We start from the raw sequence: 26,256 nt of genomic DNA, 5'->3' as shown, positions 1-26,256 counted from the left end.
CGCTCTTTTCCGTCTGAGAGGAGGTTTAGTATCCTCCCCCGCCTCCCCCGCCTCCTCCACTTCCCCCACCGTAACCGCAAGTGGCAACGGCTAATAAATACTGGGAAGAGCACGCAGTATTCGCATAACCGGGGTTTTCGTTAGAACAACTTAAATACAATGCCGCTGCTGCACTGCAGTTTTGTTTATCATTTTTATCATCGTCTCCGGTCCCGTATAGGTCATTAAACGTATCACAATTTACGAAACCAAGGGAAGATAGAACCAAGAGTAAGATCAAGATCCTTTTTTTAGTTCGCATAAACATTCTCCATATTATAGCAGATAATTTTTTCAAACAATAAATGATTGATAAGGTTCCGCAATAGTTTTAGGATTGGATCACTCTTCTCCGGAACCAACAATACAATTTTGGAAATGAGAACGTTTTAAACTAATTTTACTTTAACGAAACCAAAAACGGTCACCATCCAAGAAACGTTTTACCCCTTCTTTGGTACTTTCGCTTTCCATCACAGGAAAAGTATTTCTGGCTTCTAATGTTAATGCTTCTTGCAAAGGAAGATTCCAACCTTCTAATGCGGAATGTAGGTCCGCGAACATTGCATCTCTTGGCTGCCGACAAAGCTGAGTAGCGTAAGAGAATGCTCTTTCTAAACCTTTTCCTTTTTTTACAAGTTCCCATACTAGACCGAGCTGATAGGCTCTCTCCGCTCTGATCCTTTGTCCTGTCAGTATCAAAGGCAAAGCAGATCCCCAACCGAGCAATCTAGGGAGATACACGGTGCCTCCATCTATAAGTGGAACACCCCATCTCCTACATGCTACGGAGAAGATTGCCTGAGGCTCCGCGATCCGAATATGGCCGTGACAAAATAATTCCAAACCGCCGGCATACGTGTAACCGTGAGAAACAGTAATCACCGGTTTTTTCTGAACGATCCTAGAACCTCCTAAAGGACCGGGATCATTCTTAGCATATTCTTCTCTTTCTTCCTTGTTTAGATACAAATTTGCCATTTTATCCAAACCGGAAAGATCCGCTCCGGAACAGAATGCCTTATCCCCTGCTCCATGTAAAATCGCTACGGTCAGTTCCGGATCTTTATGGAAGGTTTTCCAAGCTTCCAAGAACAGGTCCGCCATCTCTTTATTTATGGCGTTATGAACCTCTGGACGATTCATAGTGATCTGAAAAATTTTAGCGCCTGCAATATCGTGAACTTTTGTTATTAATGGAAGATCTGACATCCCTAAATGGGAAATTAGATCCGGAATACAGAAAGAACTTTTTTTGTTTGGTGTTGACATCTTAAATCATAGCACTAAAATTTCCTGCGACCCCGAGTTTAACCGGTATGCCACAGAAAGAAGAACTCGGTACAAACCAAATCCTTGATTTTTTAACCGAACTTCTGGACACATACGTCTGGGAGACGGAAAATATAAGCGACTGCAAGATCCCTCCCCAACTCTCTAAACGTTTAGGATTAACCGAATCCGAAATTTCTCTCTACTTTCTTTTCACAAAGATCCATCCGGCAGACAGAACAAAATTAGAATCTGAGATCGATTCCGCAAAAAACGGACAAAATCCCGAACCATTCGAATTAAAGATCACCGGCGCAGATGGGAATTTTTTACATTTCAAGGTCGGGATCCGATATTCGAAATATTCCGTGGAAACTCCCGGCAAATATACATTTTTATTCCAAGAGATCACAAAACCGAAGGCTGACAGAGAATCCCTTAGACAGAGTAATAGAAGATTAAAGCTCGCTACAAAAGTAGCTAACGTAGGAATTTGGGACCTTGATCTCACCAAAAACGTATTAGTTTGGGACGAAGAAATGTACAATCTATATGGTATCCATAAAACGGAATTTTCAGGTGCCTATGAGGCTTGGGAGAAATCCCTTCACCCGGAGGATAAGACCAGAGCTATAGAAGATTTTTATAATGCCGTTGCGGGAAGAAAGGAATTCGATACGGAATTCAGGATACTCTGGCCGGACGGATCCGTACATTATATCAAAGCAATCGCTGCGGTATTCCGCGATTCGGAAGGAAATCCGATCCAGATGATTGGAACGAATTGGGATATAACTCGTATCAAACTGGCAGACCAGGAATCCAGGAAAACTCAGGAAAATCTGGCCAGAGTCAACGAGATAGCAAAGATAGGAACCTGGGATATCGATTTTATATCCGACAAAACTTATTGGAGTAAAAAGACCAAAGAAATTTTCGAGATCCCGGAAGACCATTCTCCTAAACTACAAGACTTTATTCGTTTCGCAGAAGAGGGAGAAGATAAGGCAAGAATGATACTTGCCATTGAAAGTGCATTACATTCCGGGACGGATTATGATATGGATCTTCAGATCCGAACGGTATCGGGAAGAAAAAAATGGGTCCGCACTATCGGACATGCTGAATTCACCGACGGGAAATGTGTACGTTTATTCGGTATCTTCCAAGATATTGAGGAAAGAAGAAAAATAGAAAACAACCTTGTACTAAGCGAACTCATGTTTAGGGGAGCATTCGAAAATAACGGCATCGGAATGGCTCTTGTTTCTTCCGAAGGAAAATGGTTAAAGGTAAACAGAAAACTTTGCGAAATGCTCGGATATGCCGAAAGTGAATTCTACTCTCTCACCTTCCAAGACATCACTCACCCGGAAGATCTGGAAAAAGACTTAAGTTATGTAAATCAGATCCTGAATAAAGAGATCGAATCCTATAAGATGGAAAAACGATACTTCAAAAAGGACGGCTCTATTATCTGGATCAATCTAAGCGTATCCTCTGTAAGAGATAAGTTCGATAACTTTTTATATTTCGTATCTCAAATAGAGGATATTACCGAAAAAAAAGCGGCAGAACAATCATTGATAACGATCAACCACGAAATGAAACAGATTTTTGATTCCGCCACTCAAGTCGCTATTATCAAAACGGATCTGCAAGGAGTGATCACGGTATTTAGTAAGGGAGCGGAAAACCTTTTCGGATATTCCGAAGAGGAATTGGTGGGGAAATACACGCCTGAGATCCTCCATGATAAGGAAGATACGTACAAAAGAGGTAAGGAACTAAGCGAACTTTATAAAAAGGAAATTAAAGGTTTCGATATATTCAGCGAGGTTGCCAAAAGGGAATCCTACGACTCCAGGATCTGGAAATACAGAAGAAAGGACGGAACGGTTTTCCCGGCACAAATGATCATTACGGCAGTTAAGGGTTTCGATTCTAAACTTTCCGGATTTTTAGGAATAGGCACGGACGTATCAGGCGCCCAAGAATATTTAGAAAGATTAGAAGATACGAAACAACAGTTGGAAATTTTAGCCGATCAATTAGGCAGAAAGAATGCGCAGCTCTTAAACTATGCACATATAACTTCTCATAATCTAAGAGCCCCTACTAGCAACCTAATCTCCTTAGTGGAATTGGTGGAAGAGGCCAAATCGGAAGAAGAAATCCAGTCTTTACTAGGGAAATTTAAGATCTCAGTGGATTATCTACAAGAGACATTAGACAGCCTGGTGGAAGTGTTAAAAATACAGGAAGGGACCAGAAGAAAGATCGAAACAGTAAGATTCGATTCAGTTCTAAAAAAGATCCTAAGGATTTTAGAAGGCCAGATCTTGGAAACTTCCGCAGAGATACATTCCGATTTTTCTCCATTGGAAGAATTGGAATATGATAAGACATACTTAGAAAGTATTTTATTAAATCTAATTTCAAATTCCATTAAGTATCGATCTCCGCACAGGACCCCTAAAATAGATATTCGGACGGAAATTTCGGACGGAAAATATTTATTGATCGTGAAAGATAACGGATTAGGGATAGATCTTAAAAAATACCAAAACAAATTGTTCGGTTTACATAAAACGTTCCATAGACACCCGGACGCAAGGGGTGTTGGACTCTTTCTCACCAAGTCCCAAGTGGAGGCATTAAATGGAAGGATTTATGCGGAAAGTGAATTGGATCATGGAACTAAAATGATCATAGAATTGCAGCCTTTATCCCATCTAAATTGATAAAGCGCGAAAACTTACGTTTTTGCAGGAATTTCAATCCTTTAAAAGGTTATGAATCCTATTTAACGATTATATGCCCGTTTTTATCCGATTTCATTCATTTAGCGCAAATTTCATTTTTTGGAATATTCCATTTATTTTTAAAATAAGTCGAATCGGATTGCTCCTTTAGCCAAAAAGATCTACACTTAAGGAATGGAAAATAGAAGCCAGAAGTCGGATCAAAAATACCGAATGAAAACCCAACCGGGCGGCGTCGTGATTCATTCACGAGCTCAGCCCCAAAAACCGACCAGATACAGAACAGGAAAACCCGAAGAGGAAGAGATCGCCTCCTTTTGGTTATTTTATCTTTTCCTATTTGTAGGATCGTTAATCCCGATCATAGGAGTATTCCCTGCGTTTATTCTGTTCTCGTTTGCGAAAAATAAGTTTTTTAAATTTCTACCGCTTGTTCTGAGTATATTAATTAGCAGTTATGCTCTTTATATACGGGCTCACTCCGGTTCCGTATTCCAACAGCTTAGAAATTTCGTCTACTAAGTCTAAAAAACGGACACGGACTTACATTCTTTTTTGAAAGAATAAATAAGTCTGAAACGACTCTACCTTTCTTTTTAAAAGCCGGTAAAACCGGCCCTATCGACTTATCATATCAATCGAAAGTTTTTACTGCTCCAATATTGAAGGATGGGATCCCAATCCGATCCTTTTCCGGAAAATAAAAACGAAAAAATGGGATTTTTCGTAAATTTTTTTAGTTCCCATTCATTCTCTATTCATAATTTATTACATCGTAAATTCCCTATGACGTTAAATTTCAGAAAATTAAACACTGTTTTACTTCTTATCATCTCTCTATGTGTTTCCTGCTCTTCCCTGTTAAAAAGAGAAGATTATGCTCCTGCTAAAAAAGAATGGTCCAACGGAAATACCAAATCTGCCTTGGAAAATTTTCCATCCGGAGAAAGAGGAACTCTTATTACGGTTCTTGAGAAAGCTATTATAGGACTTTTCATACAAGAAAACGATTTTTCCAAATTACAAAATATAGCGGAAGAGAATAAATCCAGGCTTAGATTCAGTGCAAGTAGGGAATTACGTTCCTTCTTCTATTTAGAAACGCCGGAAGGTTATTACGCGTCCGAAGCGGAAGTAATCTTCCTGCATATACTTTTAGGCTTATATTATGCCAAAAAAGAACAATATGAAGAAGCTTTAGTGGAGGCGAGATACGCTTCTAACTTGTTAAGCGGAGAATGGAGTGCAGAAGGGCAATTTGACGATCCTAACTTAAGGATACTACTGGCTACCCTTTGGACTGCATGCGGCGATTGGCAAGAAGCGAAAATCGATTTGAAGGCAGCCTTAAAACTTTCGCCAAAATCAGCTTGGCTTAGGCAGTATGCGTATTCGGATCAAGCACCCAAAAATATTTTTTTGGTCTTTGGGGGTCCAGGACCGGAACCCTTCATGGACCCGGAGACAAATTTAAATTTTGTAAGAGGCCTTAGAAAATTAAATTTCAAATTTATGGGAGAAAGGAGTGAACTTGGTTGGACTGACTTGGACGGCAATCTGGACAAATTGTATTTAGGTCCATCCACCCAAAATTGGTATCAGCGACATTTGGATCGGGATAATTCCATTCATGAGATCATTGACGATTCCAAATATTTTCAATTAGTTACTTTTAGCACAACGAAACAAGCCTCTATCTTAGCCGCCAAAGTCACAGGAAGTATCTTAGTAGGAACCGTCATAGTCGCCTTAGGAGCAGGAGTCACATATTTAGGTGCTCAGGCAAATTCGTCTGAGTTAGGTGGGGCGGGAATCCTCATTGCAATCTCCGGGATCAAATTGGCGGCTCAAATGATAGACAGCTCGATCCAAACTTCTAAAAAGGAATTCGCCGAGGATATCGATGTCTCTTCTAATTATAGATACGTCCGTTTTCTACCGGAGTATCTTTGGTTCGGTTCTTCCAAAACTAATTTAAGATTTCCTAAAATTAGAGACAAACAATCCGGAAAAGAAGTTTTACAAATTCCCTCTTTCGGAAAAATTCCCGTAACTTTGGGTTATTATCCGGATATAAAAAAGGAGGATTAAAGGCCGTAACCTTCGGTATCGCTTATTTTGAGGAATTTTTTATCCGCCTGCCAGACAATCTCATTCGATTCAACGCTAGTTAATCGAAGAGTGATCAAAATATATTGGATCTTTTTTCCCTTTTCGTAATTTACAAGATCGTTTAGCTCTCCGCTCAGACGATAACTTGGCGATTTTAGTTTTCCGAATTCCAATTTGGTATCGGAAGAGGTGATCCCGGACTTATTCAAACTGATCTCGTCCAAAGATTCTTTTCTTTGAGAAATATCGACGAAAGGAACCTTATTAGAGGTTAGATTTGTAACGATCTCATTGGCTAAAATTTTTGTATCAATATGTTCGGAAGTATTGTTCTTGAATTTTCGAAGCTCTATGTAACCCTTAACCGGATCCTTTTTATAAAATTCGGAAAGCGAGGCACTCATATTCTGCACCGTCTCTCTAACTTCCATTACTCCCCATTGTTTAGTGCCTCGGACATCGTTTGGATCCCGATACTCTAGGCTTGCGCAATAACAAAAACTTAATACGATCAAATAAGGAACTATATTTAATTTCATATCCAAGTTATAAAGTATCTCGCTCGGAAAATACGAAAAGCAAAAAACAAAAATCTTGCCAAACCTTTCGAAATAGTGAGTGTAATTTAAAACCCGAGAAAGCCTATGAAACGTTCCATTTTTTCCAGAGAAGGGGTCGGGAACGGCACAATCCTTGATCGGGTCCGGACATAAGAGCACTTCTTTCATAAATTTGGAATGCATAATCTAACCTCCGGTATTATTCTGTAGCATTAAGAACTCGGAGGTTTTATGAAGAGATTCCTAACGTTTCAGAACGGTTTACTAATTTGTGTTTTATTCTTTGCCGGTTCCACGTTTGCAGGGGACCTGAAAGTCACTAGCTCCGCTCTCAAAGAAGGAGGAACAATCGCCAACGCTCATGTGTTTTCAGGATTCGGATGTTCCGGAGAGAATGACTCTCCCGATTTACAATGGTCAGGCGCTCCTAAGGAAACCAAGTTTTTTGCCGTAACCGTATACGATCCGGACGCCCCTACCGGCAGCGGATGGTGGCATTGGACTGTGATCAATATCCCTGCAACCGTCACAAATCTTCCGGCAAAAGCCGGTAATGATAAGGGACCTCTGCCTGCAGGTGCAGTTCAAGGAAGAACGGATTTCGGTAAACCTGGTTATGGCGGTCCCTGCCCTCCAAAAGGAGATAAACCTCACCGTTATATCTTTAAAGTATTTGCTTTAAAGGATAAGATTGACTTGGACGGCGAGGCGTCCGGTGCGTTAGTTGGGTTTTATATCAATTCCTTAAAACTTGCGGAAGGAAAATTGACCGCAAAATACGGAAGATAATTTTTTCTTCGAAGCCGGGAATTCCCGGCTTCGGAATTCATACGTTATTCGCTATTATTGAAAAAACACGAACGGTCCTGAAAGTCACTCCGAATTTAATAAAGTGAGCGCGATCTCTTTAGAACAATCGTATGCCTCAATATCCAGTATAAAGTCGTCTCCGGAAGTTATGTTTGTTAGGATCTCCGTTCCACTACTTCTTAATTCACCGGTGATTACATGATCCAATTGCATGTATTCTACATTACCGATACCGAATGTATATCCGTGGTCGGTAAGTATGATCATTTTATTCGACTTCCCATTGATGCCGGCAATCCTTCCTTTCATTATTCCTCCCTAATGAAACTAGATACAAGTGATTACAAATATAGACGGATCTTATAAAAAATCCCTACACTATGTCGTACGGTTTCAAAAAAATCCGCAAAAAAAAAATTAGATGACTGTTAAGTATCCGATCTAAACCCCACAATCTCTTAAGTAATAGATCGACTTTTTAGGCCGATCTAGACTAATATACCTAGTAAGATATGACCGCTTTTGATATACCCCAAATAATATGGCCGCATAGTGATATCGTTTCGGATCTTGCAGAAATACGTAAACACGCACCTCTTACGCATGTGCTTACCAATATAGTGGTCACGAACTGGACTGCGAATGTTCTGCTTGCGATCGGAGCATCCCCCGCAATGGTCATCGCGGAAGAAGAAGTTTCCGATTTCGCCGCAATTGCAAGCGGAGTGCTGATTAACGTTGGTACGATCAATAGTTTCGATGCGAAGGCAATGAAGGCGGCAGCTATTTCTGCGCAAAAAAAAGGAACACCTTGGGTTTTAGATCCGGTTGCGGTAGGCGCTCTTAGATACAGAACGGAGATTGCAAAAGATCTTCTACGATATAAACCAACCGTAATCCGAGGAAACGCTTCCGAAATCTTAGCTCTTGCCGGTGCAGTTGGCGGAGGGAAAGGTGTGGATTCAACCGCTTCTTCTTCGGATGCACTTCCTCTTGGTAAAGAATTAGCGACCGGCACTGGAGCGGTAGTTGCGATCAGCGGAGAAGTCGATTATATCACTGACGGAAAAAAGACCATTGCTGTTCCCGGAGGGCATATCCTAATGACTAAGGTCACAGGTGTGGGATGTTCTTTAGGAGCAATGATCGCTGCAATCCTTGGTGTTCAAAAAGACACATTACGTGCCGCAGTTTCCGCATCGGCCATTTTTGCGATTGCAGGTTCCGAAGCCGCCAAAAAGTCCTCAGGCACGGGAAGTTTTGCCGTGGCATTTCTGGATGAACTTAGTTCGCTCGGGAACCGACCTTCCGAAGACCAAAAAATATCAAGGCAATAGCCCGATATCACTGGCCTTCCTTACCAATTCAGCCCTGTTATGTACATTCAATTTTTTGTATATATTCTTCACATGGTGCTGGACCGTATACTTGCTGACTTTCAGGAATTCCGCCACTCTTCCGATCGTTTTTCCTTTTACCATTTCGTCCAGGATCTGTTTCTCTTTCGGCGTCAGTTTAAATTCTCCCGAATAATCCTTTTGTTTAAAACTATTCAGGACACGAAAAGCGATCGTAGGAGTAATGATCGCTCCTCCTTTTAAGACCGTATCCACTACGTCTGCGAGATCCTTTAATTCGGATTTTAAGATATATCCTATGGCTCCGTTCTTTAAAGATTCATAAATTAGTTCGTCCGAATTCATATTCGATAGCATAATTTTAGGGATTTCCGGATCTCTTGCGGAAATTTTTCCCGCAAGTTCCACTCCGTTCATTCCGGACAACATTATATCCAGAAAAAGTATATCCAAAGATCTTCCTTTTTCATCCTCCCAGAATGACTCTGCGGATTCCCAATGAAATACTCCGCCAATCTCCGGAATCGATTCCAACGTTTTCAGGATCTGATTCTTAAAACTTTCGTCGTTTTCTACGATTCCGACTTTGATATCCGAACTTTTCATGACTGTATTCTCACCTTACTTAGTTTGCGGAAAAAATTCCGATGGGGATGTTTATTTTTATTTTATATATATTTTCGACTAATGACATTTCGACTTTTCCACCCAGTCCGGAAATCCTATAGATCAGATTTTCGGTTCCTCTTCCTGTTTTATGTTTTTTTAGGTGATAAGAAGATTCCGTATTCATTTCGGTGATCAGGCTACCGTTTTCCAAATAGAAATCCCATTTAGCAACACCTTGTCCGTATTTCAGATCGTTATTCGTGATCTCGTTTACGATACTATAAAGTTCTATGATAGAAGTTTCATTCCTTTCTTCCTCAAAAAATTGGAGCAATTCCTCTTGGCATTCGAATTCCAAGTCCCTTTCCACATCCGAATATCTCCTGAGTAGAACTAAGTTGATACCCGTAATAAAATTTTCGGACAACAATCCCAGGTCTTCTATCTTTAACATCTGTTCCCTTAGGATATGAATGGATTGGTTCACTGCCTCGTTGATCTTTTTGAAAATCGGTTTGTCTTCCCGGTTTTGGGCAAGCAACTCTTCCGACAAAAACTTTAAGTCGGTCAGTTTTCCGCCCAAATGATCGTGTAAGTCGATATTGATCCTTTGTCTTACGTTATTTACCGCTTCTCTCTTTTCATTCTCCTGATTTAAGCGGCTCTTGTGACCGTCAGCTAAGGCGAGTAAATTATTGATCCTTAAGATCAGTTCCTCGAAATCGAAAGGTTTAAGTAGATAATCGTTTGCACCGTTATTTAAGGCGGCCATTAGATCCTTGTCCTGATTTTTTGCAGTCAACATCAAAATCGGAAGTTCCAATGTACTAAACGTTTTACGGATCTCTCGGGCAGTCTCTAAACCGGACATCTTCGGCATCATCACATCCAAAATAACAACATCGAATTCCTTATCTTTTTGTAATATTTCCAAACCTTCAATCCCAGTTTTCGCGGTGATGGAGGAGATATTCCTTAAAGAAAGATAGTTTTGTATTACTTGCAAGTTCACAGGTTCGTCGTCTACGACCAAGATCCTTGCAATTTTTTCGGAACCAATGGGCTCGTTCTGAAGAGCCACGGTAGAACTCGGATGATTTCCTTCTTTATAATTTTTTAATTCTTTTCCATCGGATCTAGGGATTTTTCCCGATACAAGCGGAATCGTAAAATAAAAGCGAGATCCCGAGCCCGGGTTAGATTCTACTCCGATCTCTCCTCCATGTAATACCACCAATGCTCTGCTAATCGCAAGTCCGAGCCCTGCACCGGAACTATTTTTAGAATCTCCCCTTTCTACTTGCTCGAAAAACTCGAATACTTTCTGGTGTTCTGCGGGATCAATTCCGATCCCCGTATCCTTTACACTGATCTCTGCGATCCCAAGCGCCTTAATACGTGCGCTGACCACAATCTCCCCTTTTTCCGTAAATTTGATCGCATTACTCACTAGGTTCTGCAGGATTTGTTGTAGTCTATTTTCATCCGCCAGTAGATCCGGGAACTCAGGGAGGACCGCGTTCACTAATTTGATCTTAGTTTCGTCCGCTGAGATCCGATTCAGTTCAAGAGTAAAATTCACGGCTTGATATAAGTCCACGGATCTCAGATTTAAGTTTAAGTCCTTATGTTTTAGTTTAGAAAAATCTAAAATATCATTTACTAAACTAGAAAGTCTCCGACCGCTGGTGACAATCATCCCCAACTGCCTTGTAATGGATTCCGATAAGGAGCCGCCCACTCCCCTTCTTAAGGAATCGGCAATACCGATAATCCCTTGCAAAGGAGTTCTTAATTCGTGGGAAGTATTCGCCAAAAATTCGTCCTTTAGTCTATCCAAGGAGATCAATCTTTGGTTGGATTCCTGTAGATCATGAGCCAATCTTTCCGAAAGTTTGTAGGCGCTTGTAAATCTCTGAGAGACCATAAAAGCCTGGGCTACGAAAAAAGAAGCTACTCCGTATGAAGCGAAGTATGCAGTGTTAATGATCATATTCGCATACAATACATCGTTAGTCACAACGGCAAAAAACAGAAGAAAGAAAAATAAGCCGACTTCCGCTCCTAACTTTTTATTTCGGATCGCTTTCCAAAAAACGTATACTAGGTAAATACAAGCGGTAGTAACTAAGATCCCGAAGATCGAAATGGTCTTGGAAAATATCACTAAAGGAAAGAGTAATACGATAAAAGAAAGTCCGACAATGATGCTGATAAAAAATTGAACCACCCTTTTGTTCAGCTCATCAGGATACAATGTTCTAATGAATAAGGGAAAGAAGATACTGGTCATAAAACCGGACATCAGTTCCAATCTATATCCCCATTCAAAATCGAATTTCGGTAAAATGGAATATAATACTCGCTCACCCGTGATCAAAATACGAATGGTGGAACAGATCGTTATAATTCCGTAATATAATGTGGAAGCCTCTCTTCTTAAAAATGCGAATAAGCTTAGGTGGTAAAGACCTAAAACGAAAAGGCCACCGCCTATGAATAGATCCAATCGAATATTACTTTGGCGAACGGAAACAAGATCCTTTCTTTTTCCTAAAATGATCTTGGCCCATGGTCCTCCTTTAAAATGGGAAAAATTCGAGATCTCTATGGCAATTTCATTTTCCGTTCCAAGATCGAACAGATCGCTCACTCCAGGTCTATACAAAGGTTTGCTTGTCTCAGCTGTCTTTCCGACGACGCCGCTTGAGATCACTTTTTTACCGTTTACGTAAAGATTATAAGATGTGGAGGCTTCCAGCATCTTGATTGCCATATCGCTTTCAGCTTTATCCAAACGAAGAAGTATCTTATAAGTAGCGAATCCGAAACCCGGATAATTTCTGCCTTGATCTTGGTATTCATTCCAAACATTAGGAACGTCGCCGAACTCGATTTGTCCTTTCATTCTTTGAGAAGGATCCAGATCAAATTTTAAAGGATTTTTGATCTCAGAAAATAATTGGGACCAATAAAATGCCCAATCGCCTTCGATACTTAAAGGTTCTTCCTTTCCGAAGTCCCAACGATTGTTCAGATCCAGTATTCCATTTTCTACTCTCGGTTTATTCTTCGAAAAAGATCCGGACTCACACCCCAGGCTAAAAAGTAAGATCGAGATCAATAGGATTCCCTGGAATTTTTGAGAGAAAGCGGAAACCATCTGCACTGATTCTTCAGACCATTCCAGAATTATAAACCTTTTTAATGTTTCGGATGAGTATCCGGTAAATAAATAAAAAGAGTAAACTTCTCCCTTGTTCTAGGGATCTTTCGGATCCGGCGGTCCTTCTACTTTTATTGTTTTGGAACGGCGAAACTTGGGAAAAATCAATAGGTTCCAAGAAATTTTGTCCCTTGACTTCTACTCGGTAAAAATCTAAAAAATATTCCGATATGGATTTACATTTTGTTTCCCCGAAAGATGCGGTTTCCGAGATCAAAAACGACCAAAGAGTTTTCATCCACAGTGTATTCGCTTCTCCTAAACTTCTGATCGAAGCCCTGAGTGCCAGAGCTTCGGAATTACAAAATATAGAGCTAGTCCATATTCATACGGAAGGAGAAGCTCCCTATGCCCAAAAAGGAATGGAGCCTTCTTTTCATACAAACGCCCTATTCGTAGGCGCGAATATGAGAGAAGCGGTAAAGGAAGGAAGAGCGGATTATCTTCCGGTCTTTTTAAGCGAATGTCCTTCTCTATTCAGAAAAAAAATCCTACCTTTGGACGCGGCTCTTATCACGGTTTCTTGTCCTGACAAACATGGTTTTTGTTCATTGGGAGTATCCGTGGATATAAGCAAGGCTGCGGTGGATTCTGCCGATATGGTAATCGCTCAGGTGAACCAGTATATGCCGAGGACACATGGGGATGGGATCATTCATATAAATAAAATCCATAAATTAATAGAAGGTAATATTCCATTATTAGAGGCAAAACACAGCATACCGAACCAAATAGAATCGAAGATCGGTGAATATATCGCAGGTCTTGTTGATGATGGGGCAACCTTACAGATGGGAATTGGCGCCATTCCGGATGCCGTTCTCTCTTGTTTACAAAATCATAAAGATCTAGGGATCCATACCGAAATGTTTTCCGACGGCGTCATCTCTTTGGTGGAAAAAGGGATTATCACTGGAAAAAACAAAAAGAACCATCCTGGAAAAATAGTAACCGGATTCGTGATGGGAACCAGAAAACTTTACGATTTCGTGGATGATAATCCGGAAGTCGTATTTTTAGATATAGGTTATATCAATGACACGGCAAATATCCGCAAAAATCCTAAAGTAACCGCAATCAATTCTGCAATCGAAGTGGATCTGACAGGACAGGTATGCGCGGATTCTATCGGAACTAGACAATATTCAGGTGTGGGCGGACAAATGGATTTTATTCGAGGAGCTTCCCTCTCGGAAGGGGGAAAACCGATCATTGCTCTTCCTTCCGTTACTTCTCATGGAAAATCTAGGATCGTTCCGATTCTCCAACCCGGGGCAAGTGTGACCACTACCAGAGCAAACGTTCACTATGTAATCACGGAATACGGTATAGCGGATCTTTACGGCAAAAATCTGAAACAAAGAGCAAAACTCCTTACACAAATTGCCCATCCCAACCACAGAGAATCTTTGGAAAGAGAAGCCTTTGAAAGGTTTAAAGGATTTTAATTCTCAAAATCGAAAATATACTAAACTCTATAGTATATTACAATTTCGTTAAACACTTATTTATTGACAACTAAGATTAACCTGTCATCCTCCGGTTGACAATTATCAAGACCGTTTTGAAGGAAGAAGAAGTCGGATTCCTTGCGTTTCGACATTCCAATCTAAAAGTGGAATTATCCTTCACGGAAAAAACCGGAGAGATCAAGAATGAGTTCTTTAGAACAAAAATATAACGACAAGATCGTCAAAGGATTTTTGATATCGGGATTGGTTTGGGGTGTGGCTTCCATGCTTGTGGGAGTGTGGATCGCTTTCCAAATGGTATATCCTGAATTAAATTTCGGACCCTACTTCACTTTCGGCAGGTTGAGACCCTTACATACGAATGCGGCGATTTTCGGGTTCGCATTGAGTATTATATTCGCAACCGGTTACCACACTGTACAAAGGCTATGCAGAGTAAGGATTTGGAGCGATAAACTCGCATACTTACACTTATTCTTATATAATCTTACGATAATTGCGGCTGCGATCACTCTGCCTTTAGGTTTAAATCAATCTAAGGAATACGCGGAATTGGAATGGCCTTTGGACCTTTCAATCGTGATCTGGTTCGTGATCTTCCTGATCAATTACTTCGCTACGATCTTTACTCGCGAAGAAAAGCAACTGTACTCGGCGATCTGGTTCTATATCGCCTCCTGGGTTACCATCCCGATCCTATTCATCGTAAATAACCTTTCAATTCCGGTAAGTTGGATCAAATCCTATTCCGTATACTCCGGTGTGTACGACGCTAACATCCAATGGTGGTATGGACACAACGCAGTAGCGTTCGTTCTTACCACTCCATTTTTGGGATTGATGTACTATTATCTTCCCAAACACATCAAACAACCTATCTATAGCCACAGACTCTCCATTATTCACTTCTGGAGTTTGATCTTTCTGTATATTTGGGCTGGTCCTCACCATCTATTATATTCCCCTCTTCCTGACTGGTTACAAACCACAGGAATGGTATTTAGTATCATGTTATGGATGCCTTCCTGGGGAGGTATGTTAAACGGATTTTTAACACTCACTCAAGCCAAGGAGAAGATCAAAACGGATGCTACCTTAAAAATGCTCTTAGTTGGACTCACATTCTACGGTATGTCGACATTCGAAGGACCACTTCTTTCCATTAGAGCTGTCAGCGGTTTAGGCCATAACACGGATTGGATCATAGGACATGTTCACGGAGGGACCTTAGGCTGGGTAGGTATGATGTCTTTTGCAGTCATCTATTATTTAGTGCCTAGGTTATGGAATACCAACCTGTTCTCCGAAAGGCTGGCTAACGTTCACTTCTGGGTCGCTACACTCGGGATCTTATTGTATATCGTATCCATGTGGGTTTCCGGTATCAGCGAAGGATCCATGTGGAGAGCGATAGACGAAACAGGAGCCTTAAAATTCCCGAACTGGGTACAGATCACGGAAACCTTAAAACCGTATAGGTTATTCCGTGGAATCGGAGGAGGACTCTATTTCATCGGACTGATCATCATGATCTATAATGTGGTCCGCACTATCATGAACTCCGGCTCCGGATTCAAAGAAATCGATCTAAGGATCGGATCAAAAGAGGAGAAAGTTGTATGAATTGGTTCGACAAATTATTGGATTGGTTCTCCGGTTTCACCGATCAGTGGGAAAAACACGGAGTTAAGTTCACCCTATATACAACGATCGCTATCTTGATCGGAGGAATGTTCGAATTAATCCCGCCATTCTTTCTCACGAAGACGGCGGAACCTATCCAGAACGTAAAACCGTATAACGCGTTGGAATTAGCGGGAAGGGATGTTTATCAGAAGGAAGGATGTAATAACTGTCATACCCAGATGATACGTCCTTTCAAATGGGAAGTGGACCGTTTCGATCCTCAGCATTCCTACGGTAAGGACGGGTATTCCAAAGCGGGAGAATATGTTTACGATCATCCTTTCTTATGGGGATCCAAAAGAACAGGACCGGATCTGGCCCACGAGTCCCAAATACAACCTTCTGCGGAATGGCATAAGACACATTTGATTAACCCGAGAGATACGGCAAAAGGTTCCATTATGCCTGCCTATCCATGGTTATTCGAAGAGTCCGCAACCATTGATGCTTCTAAGATCGCTGACCATATGAGAGGTCTCCAGAAGGTCGGAGTTCCTTATACGGAAGAAGATATCTTATCCGCTCCTAATTTGTTAGCCGGAAAAACTGCCGGGGACGCTCTGATAGCATACCTGCTTAAATTAGGAAGAGATACCGCCGAATTGTCCAAAAGTTTACAGTGAGGTGCAATGTGGACCTAGATACATTACAAATTTATAAATCATTAAGACTCCCTATTCTGGTACTTTCTATATTTACGATTATACTGTACGTTTATAGAAGTTCCAGAAAGGAAAGAATGGAAAAACCTAAATTCAGAATGCTGGAGGAGGATTAATATGAGTGATCCAAACAAAGAATTCGACGGGATCAGACAGGCTGATAATCCTCTTCCGGAATGGTGGAAATGGGTATTCTTAGGATGTATCCTATTTGCCGGAGTTTATGCGGTTTACTTCCATGTTTTTTCGGATTGGGGAACAAGCGCCTATTACGCCTCTCAGATCCAAGAATACGAAAAGGAATTTCCAAATCGTAACGTTGCGGTAGAATCCAAAGACGGATCCAATCCATTAAGAGGAAATCAAGACGCGATCAATGCAGGACAAAAAACGTTCCAGACATACTGTGTCGCTTGCCATGGACCGACTGGAGAAGGTCTAGTCGGCCCAAATCTAATGGATAAAGAATGGCTGCACGGCAGCACGGATCTAGAACTTTATGAAACTGTTATGAAGGGGATTTCCATCGAAAGAGCCAAACTAGGCAGGGGGCCAATGCCCGCACATGAAAACTCCTTAGGTTCCGAGAAAGTTTATCAAGTGCTTGCTTGGTTAGCTTCTCGAAATCCGGAGCTAAAATCTTCCAAATAAGCTCAAACCGTCTCAGTGGATCATAAGGAGGGGCAATGATCATTTCAAGACCTATGCAGGGAAAGATAAGAACTGCGAGAAATTACGTCCAGGTTCTTTTGGTTCTTCTCTTTTTTATAACTCCTTGGATCCGCTGGGAAGGATTTCAAGTTATCCGATTGGATATACCGGATAGAAAATTCTTTCTATTCGGTCATATTTTTATTCCACAAGAAGGTTACTTTCTCCATTTATTCCTGATCGCTTCGGGGCTTTGCCTTTTCTTTTTTACCACTCTGATCGGTCGGGTTTGGTGCGGATGGGCCTGTCCCCAAACCATCTATTCCGATATTTTCGATTGGATCGGAAGAAAGATACAAGATTCGAAATACGGAAAGAAAGACGCAAACTTTGCATTAGTAGTTTTAACTCATATCACTTGGATCTTAGTTAGTTTTGCAGCATCTTTCGCTTGGATCTCGTATTTTTCAGACCCATACCAAATGATCGGTTTTTTAAAAAATCCAAATTCAAACCTTCCCACCTGGTCTTTATTTTTGGGATTTTTTACTTTTGCAATGTATGCGGATATCGCATTTATACGGGAACAATTTTGTAAGTATGCCTGTCCGTATGCTCGTTTCCAAACGGTAATGATGGATAATCATTCTGTTAATATCACTTATGATTACTCCAGGGGAGAACCCAGAAGAAAGGGACAAACAAAGATCGGAGACTGCACAGCTTGTAATATGTGCCTCGTAGTTTGTCCCACTGGAATCGATATCCGGGAAGGAGCAAATCCTTGGTGTATCGCTTGCGGAAAATGTTCCGACGCCTGCACAAAACAAATGGAAAAGGAAAACAAGAAAACCTTGATCGGTTACTGGTCGGAAAATCAAATTTCCCAAAAAGGGTCCCCTATCCGCTGGATCCGACCCAGAACCGTTGTCTATGCACTTTCCTTAATGTTTACAATTTCGGCAATCGGGATCCTATTATCCAGCCGGGTCCCGCTCTATCTGTCGGTTATACCGGATAGAAATATTCAACCGATGATGGTCCAAAACGGCGTGGTAAGAAATTTTTACGAAGTACAAATGCAAAATCTGACTCCTAAGGATAGGACCTTAAAGTTTGAAATAGAAAGTTCGGATTTACAGGGAGAAAGAAAAATACTCGTCGGCGGTACGGAAGAAGCCGTCGTAGAATTGAAAGGTAACTCGGAAGAAAGATACAGACTGTTCATCGAACTCAAAATAGCCGAACAAGACACAAAAAAAAGAAGTCATGATATTAAATTGAAAGTAATAGATATTCAAGATTTCGAATATTCTAAATCGAAAACAATCCCGTTCTTGCTTCCGGTCTCAATTACCGGATGGAAAATACAAAATGAGGAGAGGATAGTCCATGGACGTTAGTTTAAAAAGAGCCTTTTGGGCGATCAAGATCGCATTCCTAGCATTATTTGTTGCTACTTTCTACACGGTAAAATTAGCTTTAGCTGGGCACACTCCGACTATCGACTCTAATTATTACGAAAAAGGGCTGAAATACGAACAGTCTATCCTCTCTCAAAGGAAAATGGTAGAAAACGGATACGGCTTCCATGGGGAATGGATCCAAAATCCGAATCTTTTCCGATCAGGAAAGCAAGAAATCCAGTTAGAGTTCAAACAAGGTGTCCATAAGATCAAAGGGGCTCAAATCCAAGTACAATTGGATAAAACAGCGACCGAAAAATTCAACGAGAACATCACCTTAAAGGAAACTAGTCCCGGAAAATATCAGGGCGCACTTACAATTCCTTTCCCTGGAGAATGGAGAATTTCAATCTCCGCTAAGATCCCGGAAGGTACTCTGGAAAAGAGCGTATCCGTTAAGGTAGCCGATTGAAAGTATTAGAAAAAAAAACATTATGTTTTCATTGTAATACGGAGATCGACGGAGTATCCATACGTAGGACCGAACAGGGAATAGAAAGGGAATATTGCTGCAATGGATGTGCAGAGATCTCCCATTTATTATTAGAGAACGGACTGGACCAATTTTATCAGATCAGGGGGACCCAGTCCTTAGAACCTGTTGATACGGAAGTTCTTAAAATTTCTCCGGAAGAATTGGATAATGAAACCGTATATTCGGAATATTTAGAAAAGAAGAATGGCCCGGATTCAAACGTATACATAACTGTTACTAACCTACATTGCTCGGCATGTGTATGGCTCATTGAAACCGTTCTGACTAAAACAGAAGGAGTCCATGACGCAAGGATCAATTTCGGGACGGGAAGGCTCAAAGTAGGATTCGATCTCTCAAAGCTAACACTCGGAAAAATTATCAAAACCATCGAAAGTTTGGGATACAAGGCCCGATTATACTCTCCCTTAAAAGCGGAATCCAAAGTAGAGAAACCCTTCCAAGAGCTTAGTATCCGGATGATAGTCGCCGGTTTTTGTTGGGGAAATATCATGTTATTCTCCGCAAGTCTATACGCAGGCTATTTCGAAGGGATGGAATTAAATATTAAAAATTTATTTCATTATATTTCCTGGATATTTGCGACTCCCGTTTATTTTTATTCCGGCTACCCTTTCTGGAAAGGAGCATACGAATCCTGGAAACGAAAACTTCTCGGAATGGATACGTTATTATTTGCAGGAGTCAGTCTCGCCTACTTCTACAGTATTTATGTAACGATTTCCGGCAGAGGAGAAGTTTACTTCGACTCCGTTTGTACCATCTACTTTTTTATTCTACTCGGAAAATATTTCGAGGCGATGATACGTTATAAAGCGGGAGCAAAAATAGGAGAATTACTCTCCCTTCTTCCGGAAGAATACGAGGTATCTAAAAAAGGGATCTGGTCCAAACATTCCGCCTCCACCATTGAAAAAGGGGACTTAGTCAGATTGTCTTTAGGAAGTAAGGCCCCTGTGGACGGGATTTTGGAATCCGAAATAGCATTTTTCGACGAATCCGTTTTAACGGGAGAAAGTAAACCGATCCGAAAATCTAAAGGAGCCGAGATCAAGGCCGGTTCTGTTTCGCTTTCCACTGATATAAAATTCCAAGCAAAAGGAAACACAAACGAAAGTTCTCTCGCGCAGATCGGTAGAATATTAGAAGATTCTTTATTAACGAAGCCGAAAATCCAAAGAAGTACGGATAAGCTGGCCGCGATTTTCATAAAGGTGGTATTATTCGTCGCGATCGGGACCTTTATTTATTGGTTTAAATTTTATTCCACGGAAGAAGCAATCCTAAATACGATCAGCGTCTTGATCGTAGCCTGTCCTTGTGCCTTAGGTTTAAGTGTCCCGGCCGCACTCGTGATCAGTCATTTACTCCAATCCAAGGAAGGTGTACTCGTCAAAAATCCTGAGTCAGTGGAAATTTTAGCAAAAGCAAATCGGATCTTCTTCGATAAAACCGGAACGCTTACCACAGGCAAACTGGAATTAAACGCGGAAAAGTATTTCACTATAGATGAAAAGCCGTCCAAATTCAGGGAGATCGCAATCCGACTAGAATCCCATTCTTCTCATCCAATCGCTAAATCCATCATAGAAACATTTTCTTCGGACTCACCTCATTTTTTAGAGGAACTATCCGCAAACGAATCCTCCGGGAATATTTCGGGTTGGAGCTCCTACAAAGAAATTCCAGGAGAAGGAATGGAGGCCAAATTCCGAGAAACAACATATAGGATCGGTAAAAAGAACTTCGTATGGGAAAATAAACCCGAAAACGACGGATGGATCCATCTTTCCGAAAATGGTATTCCATTGGTCGCCTGGGAATTCAGGGATAAAGCCAGACCGGAAGCAAAAGGTTCCATACAGGAACTAAAATCATTTTTTTCTAATATGGAAATATTGTCCGGAGATATTCCGGCGAAGGTGGAAACACTTTCCAAGGAACTCGGGATCCAAAATTATAAAGCCAATCTAACGCCCATCCAAAAGAAAGAAAGGATCTTAGAGGCACAATCTTCGGGAGAAGTGGTCCTTATGGTGGGGGATGGGGTCAATGATTCCGCATGTATAGCTCAGGCAGACCTGGGGATCTCAATGGGGATGGGTTCCGATCTTTCCTTGGATAAATCGGATATTATACTCGTAAAAGACAGATTGGATTCCCTTCCTAAATCCGTTCTGATCGCCAGAAAAACAAGAAGAGTAATTCTTCAAAACATCTGTCTTTCATTAGTTTATAATTCCATAATGATCCCTTTAGCGGCAGGCGGGTTAATGCTCCCTGTGATCTGTGCGGGCTTTATGACATTGAGTTCTTTAACTGTCGTATTAAATTCCATTTCTTTAAAACATAGGGTATTTACATGAACGCTTTGTATCTGACAATTCCGATCGCACTCGTGATCTCTTTCGGAGCATTTTACGTATTTTTACTCAATTTTAGGTCCGGTCAATATGAAGATATCGAAGGTCCTAAATACAGGATGTTATTTGAAGAAGATAAACAGGAAAAATCGAATTAGGAATTTATCATGGAACTTACTTCTGCGATCTTATTCGGATCTTTTTTAAACGGCCTAACCGGTTCTTTCCATTGTTTAGGAATGTGTGGCCCCCTAGCGGGAAGCCTAAACCTGACAGTATCGCCGACCGACAAAAAAACAAATCCGGTCCTATTACAAATTTTGTATAATCTGGGAAGATTAGTTTCTTATTCTTCGATAGGGTTGGGTTTCGGTTTTTTAGGAAAGGTTACAAACCAAAGTTTATCCTTATTACTTCCTGCTCAAGAATTTGCAGCGTGGTTCGGAGCGTTTTTTATTCTACTTTTCGGAGTATCCATTTTATTCCAAAAAGATTGGACACAAAATCGATTTTTCTCTAAAATTTTTTCCAAAGTAGGTTCTAAACTTTTAAAATTCAAAGAGAATAAAAGCCCGGTTTCCAGGCTCACTATCGGATTTATGTTCGGAATGTTGACCGGATTTTTACCCTGCGGCATCTTATATCCCGCATTCGTGATGGCATTTGCGACAGGTTCGCCCGTATTCGGAGCGTTAAGTATGTTCTTCTTTTTTTTAGGGACCTTTCCCCTACTTTTCGGATTCGGTTTAGGATTTAGAATGATCTTAGCAAAATTCGGAAAAGATAAACTTAAACTAGCAGGTTTTGCGATCATTCTCCTTTCTATCTCTCTGATATTATTCAGAATGAATCATACACATCATCATTCCGAACCGGGAGAAAAAATAGAAGAAGGTAGCCATCACCACCATCATTAGGTCTTATAAATGGGAGAATTCCTTGGACCTTTTTTCCGGGAAGCGATACCATCTTAGTATCGCTTCCGAAACCATAATCCATTTGGCACTGTCCTCGAAATGACTCGGAGAACCTGGTACAAAATACATTCTTTTAACAGAAGTTTCTATCTTGGAAAGAACGGAACGGTTCACTATTCTGCCCGTAAAATCAAGCTCACCTAAAATATTCAAGATGGAAGCGTTTAACAACTTTCCATTATATTCCTGAAGACCGTTCCCGATTAATACCAAACTTTCGACCGGCGATTCCGAACTTTGTGCAGCCCGGAATATTCTATCCGATATCGAGGAAGATCCTATATAAGAAATTTTTAAAGAATCAGCGCCCTTGATATTTTTGATCTGTTTGGTGATCTCTAAAAGTCGATCCGACAGAAGAGCAATATCGGAACGATTTGCGTGGATCTCTCTTTCCTCCCGGGTCAAAAGGCCTTTCAGAAAAAAAGTGGCCACTCCCCATTCATTCAGTGAAATCCTCATCTTAGAAAATCGATCCGCGAATTTATCATCCTTCTCATCTAAGATCAAGATAGCCAAAAACTCAGCCTGGCTCGGGATAAAAAGTTCTCCTTTAAGGTGGATCCGATTTACTTTGAAGTTTAGAATGTTCTGGATATCATACAGGACCATTTTATAAAACTTTAAGTAGAGAATATAAACGGTATGAGGATTCAATCCAACAAACGAAGGAGAGCCTCTTCATTTTTAATCACTATTTTTCTTTTGTCTATTTCCACCCAACCTCTGCTCTTAAAATCAGCCAAGGCCCGGACCAAAGTTTCAGTAGTCACGCCGATCATAGATGCCATGATCTCACGAGTGAAAGGAAGATCTTCGTCCGAGTCTTGTGATTCTGATAATTGTAACAGAAATTCTGAAAGTTTTGCGTGAACTTGACGAGTTCCCAAAGAATAGATCTTATTCTCCGACTCGACAGCTTCGATTGTTACCTGTCTGAACACTGAATTTTGGAATTCTGAATCGGAATTTAAAAGTCTGCGAAGTTCCTCTTCTTCCACAAATAGAACCGTGGATTCCACGAGCGCCACAGCATGGTGCAGGAAATTTCCTCCGATGGCGGCGTCTCTGATCCCGACCCAATTTCCAGGATGATAAATTTTGAATGTATGCTGTTTTTCCCCCGACCAGGAAGTTCTATAGGATCGGATGGAGCCGGTCTCGACTATATAAAACCCGTTAGCCTGCTCTCCTTGAGAGAATAAGATCTCGTTTTTGGAAATCTTCTTACGAGTGAAATTAACTTCATGGTGATGGAGAAGGTTTTCTTTTGGAAAAATTTCCCTTGGTAAAACTCGGTTTGTCTCGGTTGCGATTTTTACTGCGCTGGTCATGTTTTTAAGTCCCTTTATATCTCGATGGTCATAACCATACGGGAAGAAAAAGTAAAGGTCAAGGCCCGGTGAGAGATCCTACCGATTGGGACGGTTTCCGGCGGATTTCCAGGGTGAAATTCCGCGGTAATAAAACCGCGGATTGCATAATTACACTTCGAATTCGAAAACTTCTCCTCTTTCCGGGATCTTTGCCTCCCATCCGTATATACTTCGGATACGATTCCCTAAGATCCTACTTGCGTCCTCTTCACCGTGTACAATGAAGACCTCCTTAGGTTGCGTTTTGATCTTGGATAACCAAGAGATAAGTTCCGATTGGTCTGCATGAGCGGATAATCCGTCTATATTCTGAACATCACATCTCACCTCATAATATTTACCCCGGATCTTGATCTCAGTATCTCCCCTCAGCAATTTATTACCCCTGGTCTCTCTCGCTTGGTATCCTACGAATAATACTAGAGAATTAGGATCGCCTAAGGAATGTTCTAGATAGGAAAGCACCCTTCCTCCCGTGGCCATCCCGCTTCCGGCGATCACAATTTTCGGTCCCCTTTTATTCACTATCTTTTTGGTCTCCGAAGATTCGGTGATGCAGAATATATCCTCTTTTAATTCGGATAATTCGTCCTCCTTCAACTTATGCCATTCGCTTCCATAAGTATTAAATAAATCTAAAACTTTAGATCCCATAGGAGAATCCATATATACGGGTATATTCGGGATCTCTCCGTCCTTCATCAATTTCCAAATCAGATACATGACTGCCTGAATTCTCTCCACCGCGAAGCAGGGAACGATAATGGTTCCCTTAGAAGTGGAGAATTCATGGATCAATTGAGCTAAACGTTTGACCGGATTTCCCCTGTGGATCCGATTCCCATAGGTGGATTCGATTAGGACAATATCCCCTTCCTCCGGCTTTTCCGGCGGATATAAAAGAGGATCGTTATCACGACCTATATCCCCCGAGAAGATTAGCGTCTTGTTCCCAACCTTGAACTCGATAAAGCTTGCTCCGAGAATATGACCGTTGTATCGGAAACGAAACCGAATATTCGGTTCCAGATGGAACCATTCCCCGATCTCTACGGCATAAAATAGTTTGATTGTCTTTTCGGCATCGTCGCTATCATACAATGGAAAGGCGGGTTTATGTTTGGAATATCCGCCCAAATTCGCAAGTTCTGCGTCTTCTTCCTGTAATTTTGCGCTATCTTTCAGAACTATATTAGATACATCTAATGTAGGTTTGGTGCCGAATATTTTCCCTCGAAAACCTTTTTTTACAACTCTAGGTAAATATCCGCAATGGTCCAAATGTCCGTGAGTAAGAAGAATATGATCTATTTCCGTCGGAAAGAATTGATCTGCATCCCAGTTCAAAAGTCTGAGTTTTTTTTCCCCTTGGAAAAGACCGCAGTCGATCAGAATCGTTTTTCCAAAGGCTTTTAAAAGGTATTTAGAACCAGTAACGGTGCCCACTCCTCCCAAAAATTGTAAACTAACAAGACTTCCGTTCTGATTCTCCAATTTGATTTCTCCTTTAATTGCGCTCGTTCCGGATAAGCCGGAAAGAAGCAAGAATAAGCAAAAATCTCGCTTAAGTCAATACTTCGCGAGATATACGGTGAAATCGGTTCTTAACCGGCAAAATCACAGGGAGAAATTAAAGAAGTTCTTTGATCTTGGAGATATACTTTCTTCCGACGGGAAGTTGTGTCTCGTCCTCATCTTTCAAGTGAACGGAATAATTTCCCATATTATCACTTTGTAAATGAGACAACTTTTCCAAATTAATTATGTATTGTTTATATACCCTCATAAATTTATTCGGAGGAAGTTTATGCTCCAGACTTTTTAAGGATTTGTAAGTCACGTACTGCCTTTTTTCGGTATGAACCACGCTAAAATTATCCCTGGACGAAATATAAATGATCTCTCCGTAAGGAATTAAAAAATGATTTTCCTTTTCTAAAATGAAAAGTCCATGCTCGTTAAAAACGTTCTTGGAAGGTTTGCCTGATTCGTTCCCTAAAATTTCCACGGCACGATCCACCGCTTTAAAAAATCTTTCTTTAGAAAACGGTTTGAGAAGGTAATCGATGACACCGAATTCGAATGCCTCGATCGCCTTGTCTCTAAGCGCAGTGATAAAAATAATATACGGAGGATTTTCCAATCTTTCTAGAATATCCAAGCCGGAAAGGATGGGAAGATTAATATCCAAAAAAGCCAGATGGAATTCTTCGTTCTGAAGATATTCCAGCGCTTCTTCCCCATCTTTAGCTATTTTTACTAGTTTTAATTCAGGGCGAGCAATACAGTAATTTACGAGTAATTCCCTAGTAGGGGCCTCGTCTTCAACGATCAGTGTTCTCCATTCAGCCATTTT

The 26,256-nt window shown here is 40.9% G+C and carries 25 protein-coding genes; 15 read left to right on the top strand and 10 right to left on the bottom strand.

Features of this window, described 5'->3' with window-relative positions; translation table 11 throughout:
- Window positions 1-25 precede the first annotated feature (25 nt).
- Together AB3N61_RS07195 and AB3N61_RS07190 are read right to left on the bottom strand one after the other, a co-directional pair.
- Window positions 26-301, bottom strand: a complete 276-nt coding sequence (locus AB3N61_RS07195; RefSeq protein ID WP_367898906.1) for a hypothetical protein — start codon at window positions 299-301, stop codon at window positions 26-28.
- A 143-nt stretch (window positions 302-444) separates the two neighbouring features.
- Window positions 445-1,311 carry an enoyl-CoA hydratase-related protein gene (locus tag AB3N61_RS07190; protein ID WP_367898905.1) on the bottom strand — a complete coding sequence of 289 codons (867 nt, stop codon included), beginning with the start codon at window positions 1,309-1,311 and terminating at the stop codon, window positions 445-447.
- Window positions 1,312-1,358: 47 nt separating this feature from the next.
- On the opposite strand from AB3N61_RS07190, the gene AB3N61_RS07185 reads away from it, so the two are divergent.
- The 3 genes from AB3N61_RS07185 to AB3N61_RS07175 all read left to right on the top strand — a co-directional run bounded on the left by AB3N61_RS07185 (window position 1,359) and on the right by AB3N61_RS07175 (window position 6,167).
- Window positions 1,359-4,055 (top strand): PAS domain S-box protein, encoded by a 2,697-nt coding sequence (locus AB3N61_RS07185; RefSeq protein WP_367898904.1) that lies wholly within the window; start codon window positions 1,359-1,361, stop codon window positions 4,053-4,055.
- Between the two features lie 234 nt (window positions 4,056-4,289).
- Complete coding sequence (locus AB3N61_RS07180; protein WP_020768226.1) at window positions 4,290-4,598, top strand: hypothetical protein; 309 nt, start codon at window positions 4,290-4,292, stop codon at window positions 4,596-4,598.
- A 147-nt stretch (window positions 4,599-4,745) separates the two neighbouring features.
- Complete coding sequence (locus tag AB3N61_RS07175) at window positions 4,746-6,167, top strand: hypothetical protein (protein ID WP_367898903.1); 1,422 nt, start codon at window positions 4,746-4,748, stop codon at window positions 6,165-6,167.
- Here the strand turns inward: AB3N61_RS07175 and AB3N61_RS07170 are convergent.
- Window positions 6,164-6,931: a penicillin-binding protein activator LpoB gene (locus AB3N61_RS07170; protein ID WP_367898902.1), complete on the bottom strand. Its 768-nt coding sequence runs from the start codon at window positions 6,929-6,931 to the stop codon at window positions 6,164-6,166. The genes AB3N61_RS07175 and AB3N61_RS07170 overlap by 4 nt on opposite strands.
- 48 nt (window positions 6,932-6,979) lie before the next feature.
- Here AB3N61_RS07170 and AB3N61_RS07165 point away from each other — a divergent pair, with 48 nt between their 5' ends.
- Window positions 6,980-7,537, top strand: a complete 558-nt coding sequence (locus AB3N61_RS07165) for a YbhB/YbcL family Raf kinase inhibitor-like protein (protein WP_020768152.1) — start codon at window positions 6,980-6,982, stop codon at window positions 7,535-7,537.
- An 84-nt stretch (window positions 7,538-7,621) separates the two neighbouring features.
- Here the strand turns inward: AB3N61_RS07165 and AB3N61_RS07160 are convergent, their stop codons facing one another.
- Window positions 7,622-7,867 (bottom strand): hypothetical protein, encoded by a 246-nt coding sequence (locus tag AB3N61_RS07160; protein ID WP_036088647.1) that lies wholly within the window; start codon window positions 7,865-7,867, stop codon window positions 7,622-7,624.
- 203 nt (window positions 7,868-8,070) lie between these two features.
- Between AB3N61_RS07160 and thiM the strand changes: the two genes are divergently transcribed.
- Window positions 8,071-8,895 carry a hydroxyethylthiazole kinase gene (gene thiM / locus AB3N61_RS07155; RefSeq protein WP_036088646.1) on the top strand — a complete coding sequence of 275 codons (825 nt, stop codon included), beginning with the start codon at window positions 8,071-8,073 and terminating at the stop codon, window positions 8,893-8,895.
- Here thiM and AB3N61_RS07150 read toward each other — a convergent pair.
- Complete coding sequence (locus tag AB3N61_RS07150) at window positions 8,884-9,522, bottom strand: LuxR C-terminal-related transcriptional regulator (RefSeq protein ID WP_020768270.1); 639 nt, start codon at window positions 9,520-9,522, stop codon at window positions 8,884-8,886. The genes thiM and AB3N61_RS07150 overlap by 12 nt on opposite strands.
- A 19-nt stretch (window positions 9,523-9,541) precedes the next feature.
- Window positions 9,542-12,688, bottom strand: a complete 3,147-nt coding sequence (locus AB3N61_RS07145; protein WP_367898901.1) for an ATP-binding protein — start codon at window positions 12,686-12,688, stop codon at window positions 9,542-9,544.
- A 233-nt stretch (window positions 12,689-12,921) separates the two neighbouring features.
- Between AB3N61_RS07145 and AB3N61_RS07140 the strand changes: the two genes are divergently transcribed.
- From AB3N61_RS07140 to AB3N61_RS07095, 10 genes are all read left to right on the top strand, one after another.
- Window positions 12,922-14,199, top strand: a complete 1,278-nt coding sequence (locus tag AB3N61_RS07140; RefSeq protein ID WP_367898900.1) for an acetyl-CoA hydrolase/transferase family protein — start codon at window positions 12,922-12,924, stop codon at window positions 14,197-14,199.
- A 207-nt stretch (window positions 14,200-14,406) separates the two neighbouring features.
- Window positions 14,407-15,846, top strand: coding sequence for a cytochrome-c oxidase, cbb3-type subunit I (ccoN, locus tag AB3N61_RS07135; RefSeq protein ID WP_020768113.1), 1,440 nt, complete (start codon window positions 14,407-14,409; stop codon window positions 15,844-15,846).
- Complete coding sequence (gene ccoO / locus AB3N61_RS07130; protein ID WP_367898899.1) at window positions 15,843-16,532, top strand: cytochrome-c oxidase, cbb3-type subunit II; 690 nt, start codon at window positions 15,843-15,845, stop codon at window positions 16,530-16,532. Before ccoN ends, ccoO begins: the two co-directional genes overlap by 4 nt.
- A gap of 8 nt (window positions 16,533-16,540) precedes the next feature.
- On the top strand, window positions 16,541-16,687 hold the full coding sequence (locus AB3N61_RS07125) for a cbb3-type cytochrome c oxidase subunit 3 (RefSeq protein WP_020768294.1): 147 nt from the start codon (window positions 16,541-16,543) through the stop codon (window positions 16,685-16,687).
- A gap of 1 nt (window position 16,688) precedes the next feature.
- Entirely contained in the window at window positions 16,689-17,222 is a 534-nt protein-coding gene (locus AB3N61_RS07120; RefSeq protein ID WP_020768014.1) for a cbb3-type cytochrome c oxidase N-terminal domain-containing protein, read from the top strand.
- Between the two features lie 35 nt (window positions 17,223-17,257).
- Window positions 17,258-18,625 carry a cytochrome c oxidase accessory protein CcoG gene (gene ccoG / locus AB3N61_RS07115; protein WP_020768457.1) on the top strand — a complete coding sequence of 456 codons (1,368 nt, stop codon included), beginning with the start codon at window positions 17,258-17,260 and terminating at the stop codon, window positions 18,623-18,625.
- Window positions 18,615-19,100: a FixH family protein gene (locus AB3N61_RS07110; RefSeq protein WP_367898898.1), complete on the top strand. Its 486-nt coding sequence runs from the start codon at window positions 18,615-18,617 to the stop codon at window positions 19,098-19,100. Before ccoG ends, AB3N61_RS07110 begins: the two co-directional genes overlap by 11 nt.
- Window positions 19,097-21,550: a heavy metal translocating P-type ATPase gene (locus AB3N61_RS07105; protein ID WP_367898897.1), complete on the top strand. Its 2,454-nt coding sequence runs from the start codon at window positions 19,097-19,099 to the stop codon at window positions 21,548-21,550. Before AB3N61_RS07110 ends, AB3N61_RS07105 begins: the two co-directional genes overlap by 4 nt.
- Complete coding sequence (gene ccoS / locus AB3N61_RS07100; RefSeq protein WP_020768367.1) at window positions 21,547-21,705, top strand: cbb3-type cytochrome oxidase assembly protein CcoS; 159 nt, start codon at window positions 21,547-21,549, stop codon at window positions 21,703-21,705. Before AB3N61_RS07105 ends, ccoS begins: the two co-directional genes overlap by 4 nt.
- A gap of 9 nt (window positions 21,706-21,714) precedes the next feature.
- Window positions 21,715-22,464, top strand: coding sequence for a sulfite exporter TauE/SafE family protein (locus tag AB3N61_RS07095; protein ID WP_020768417.1), 750 nt, complete (start codon window positions 21,715-21,717; stop codon window positions 22,462-22,464).
- Window positions 22,465-22,467: 3 nt separating this feature from the next.
- Here the strand turns inward: AB3N61_RS07095 and AB3N61_RS07090 are convergent, their stop codons facing one another.
- The 4 genes from AB3N61_RS07090 to AB3N61_RS07075 form a co-directional block, all read right to left on the bottom strand.
- Window positions 22,468-23,181 carry a dienelactone hydrolase gene (locus tag AB3N61_RS07090; RefSeq protein WP_367898896.1) on the bottom strand — a complete coding sequence of 238 codons (714 nt, stop codon included), beginning with the start codon at window positions 23,179-23,181 and terminating at the stop codon, window positions 22,468-22,470.
- On the bottom strand, window positions 23,178-23,858 hold the full coding sequence (locus AB3N61_RS07085; RefSeq protein ID WP_367898895.1) for a Crp/Fnr family transcriptional regulator: 681 nt from the start codon (window positions 23,856-23,858) through the stop codon (window positions 23,178-23,180). The genes AB3N61_RS07090 and AB3N61_RS07085 overlap by 4 nt, the downstream gene beginning before the upstream one ends.
- Before the next feature lie 150 nt (window positions 23,859-24,008).
- Window positions 24,009-25,394: an MBL fold metallo-hydrolase RNA specificity domain-containing protein gene (locus tag AB3N61_RS07080; protein ID WP_367898894.1), complete on the bottom strand. Its 1,386-nt coding sequence runs from the start codon at window positions 25,392-25,394 to the stop codon at window positions 24,009-24,011.
- Window positions 25,395-25,530: 136 nt separating this feature from the next.
- A complete protein-coding gene (locus AB3N61_RS07075) occupies window positions 25,531-26,253 on the bottom strand; it encodes a LytR/AlgR family response regulator transcription factor (RefSeq protein WP_020768462.1) in 723 nt (240 codons plus the stop codon).
- Window positions 26,254-26,256: the final 3 nt, after the last annotated feature.

This window comes from Leptospira sp. WS58.C1 (genome assembly GCF_040833995.1).
GTDB classification, from domain to species: Bacteria; Spirochaetota; Leptospiria; order Leptospirales; family Leptospiraceae; genus Leptospira_B; species Leptospira_B cinconiae.
This window is presented reverse-complemented; position numbering and strand designations above follow the sequence as displayed.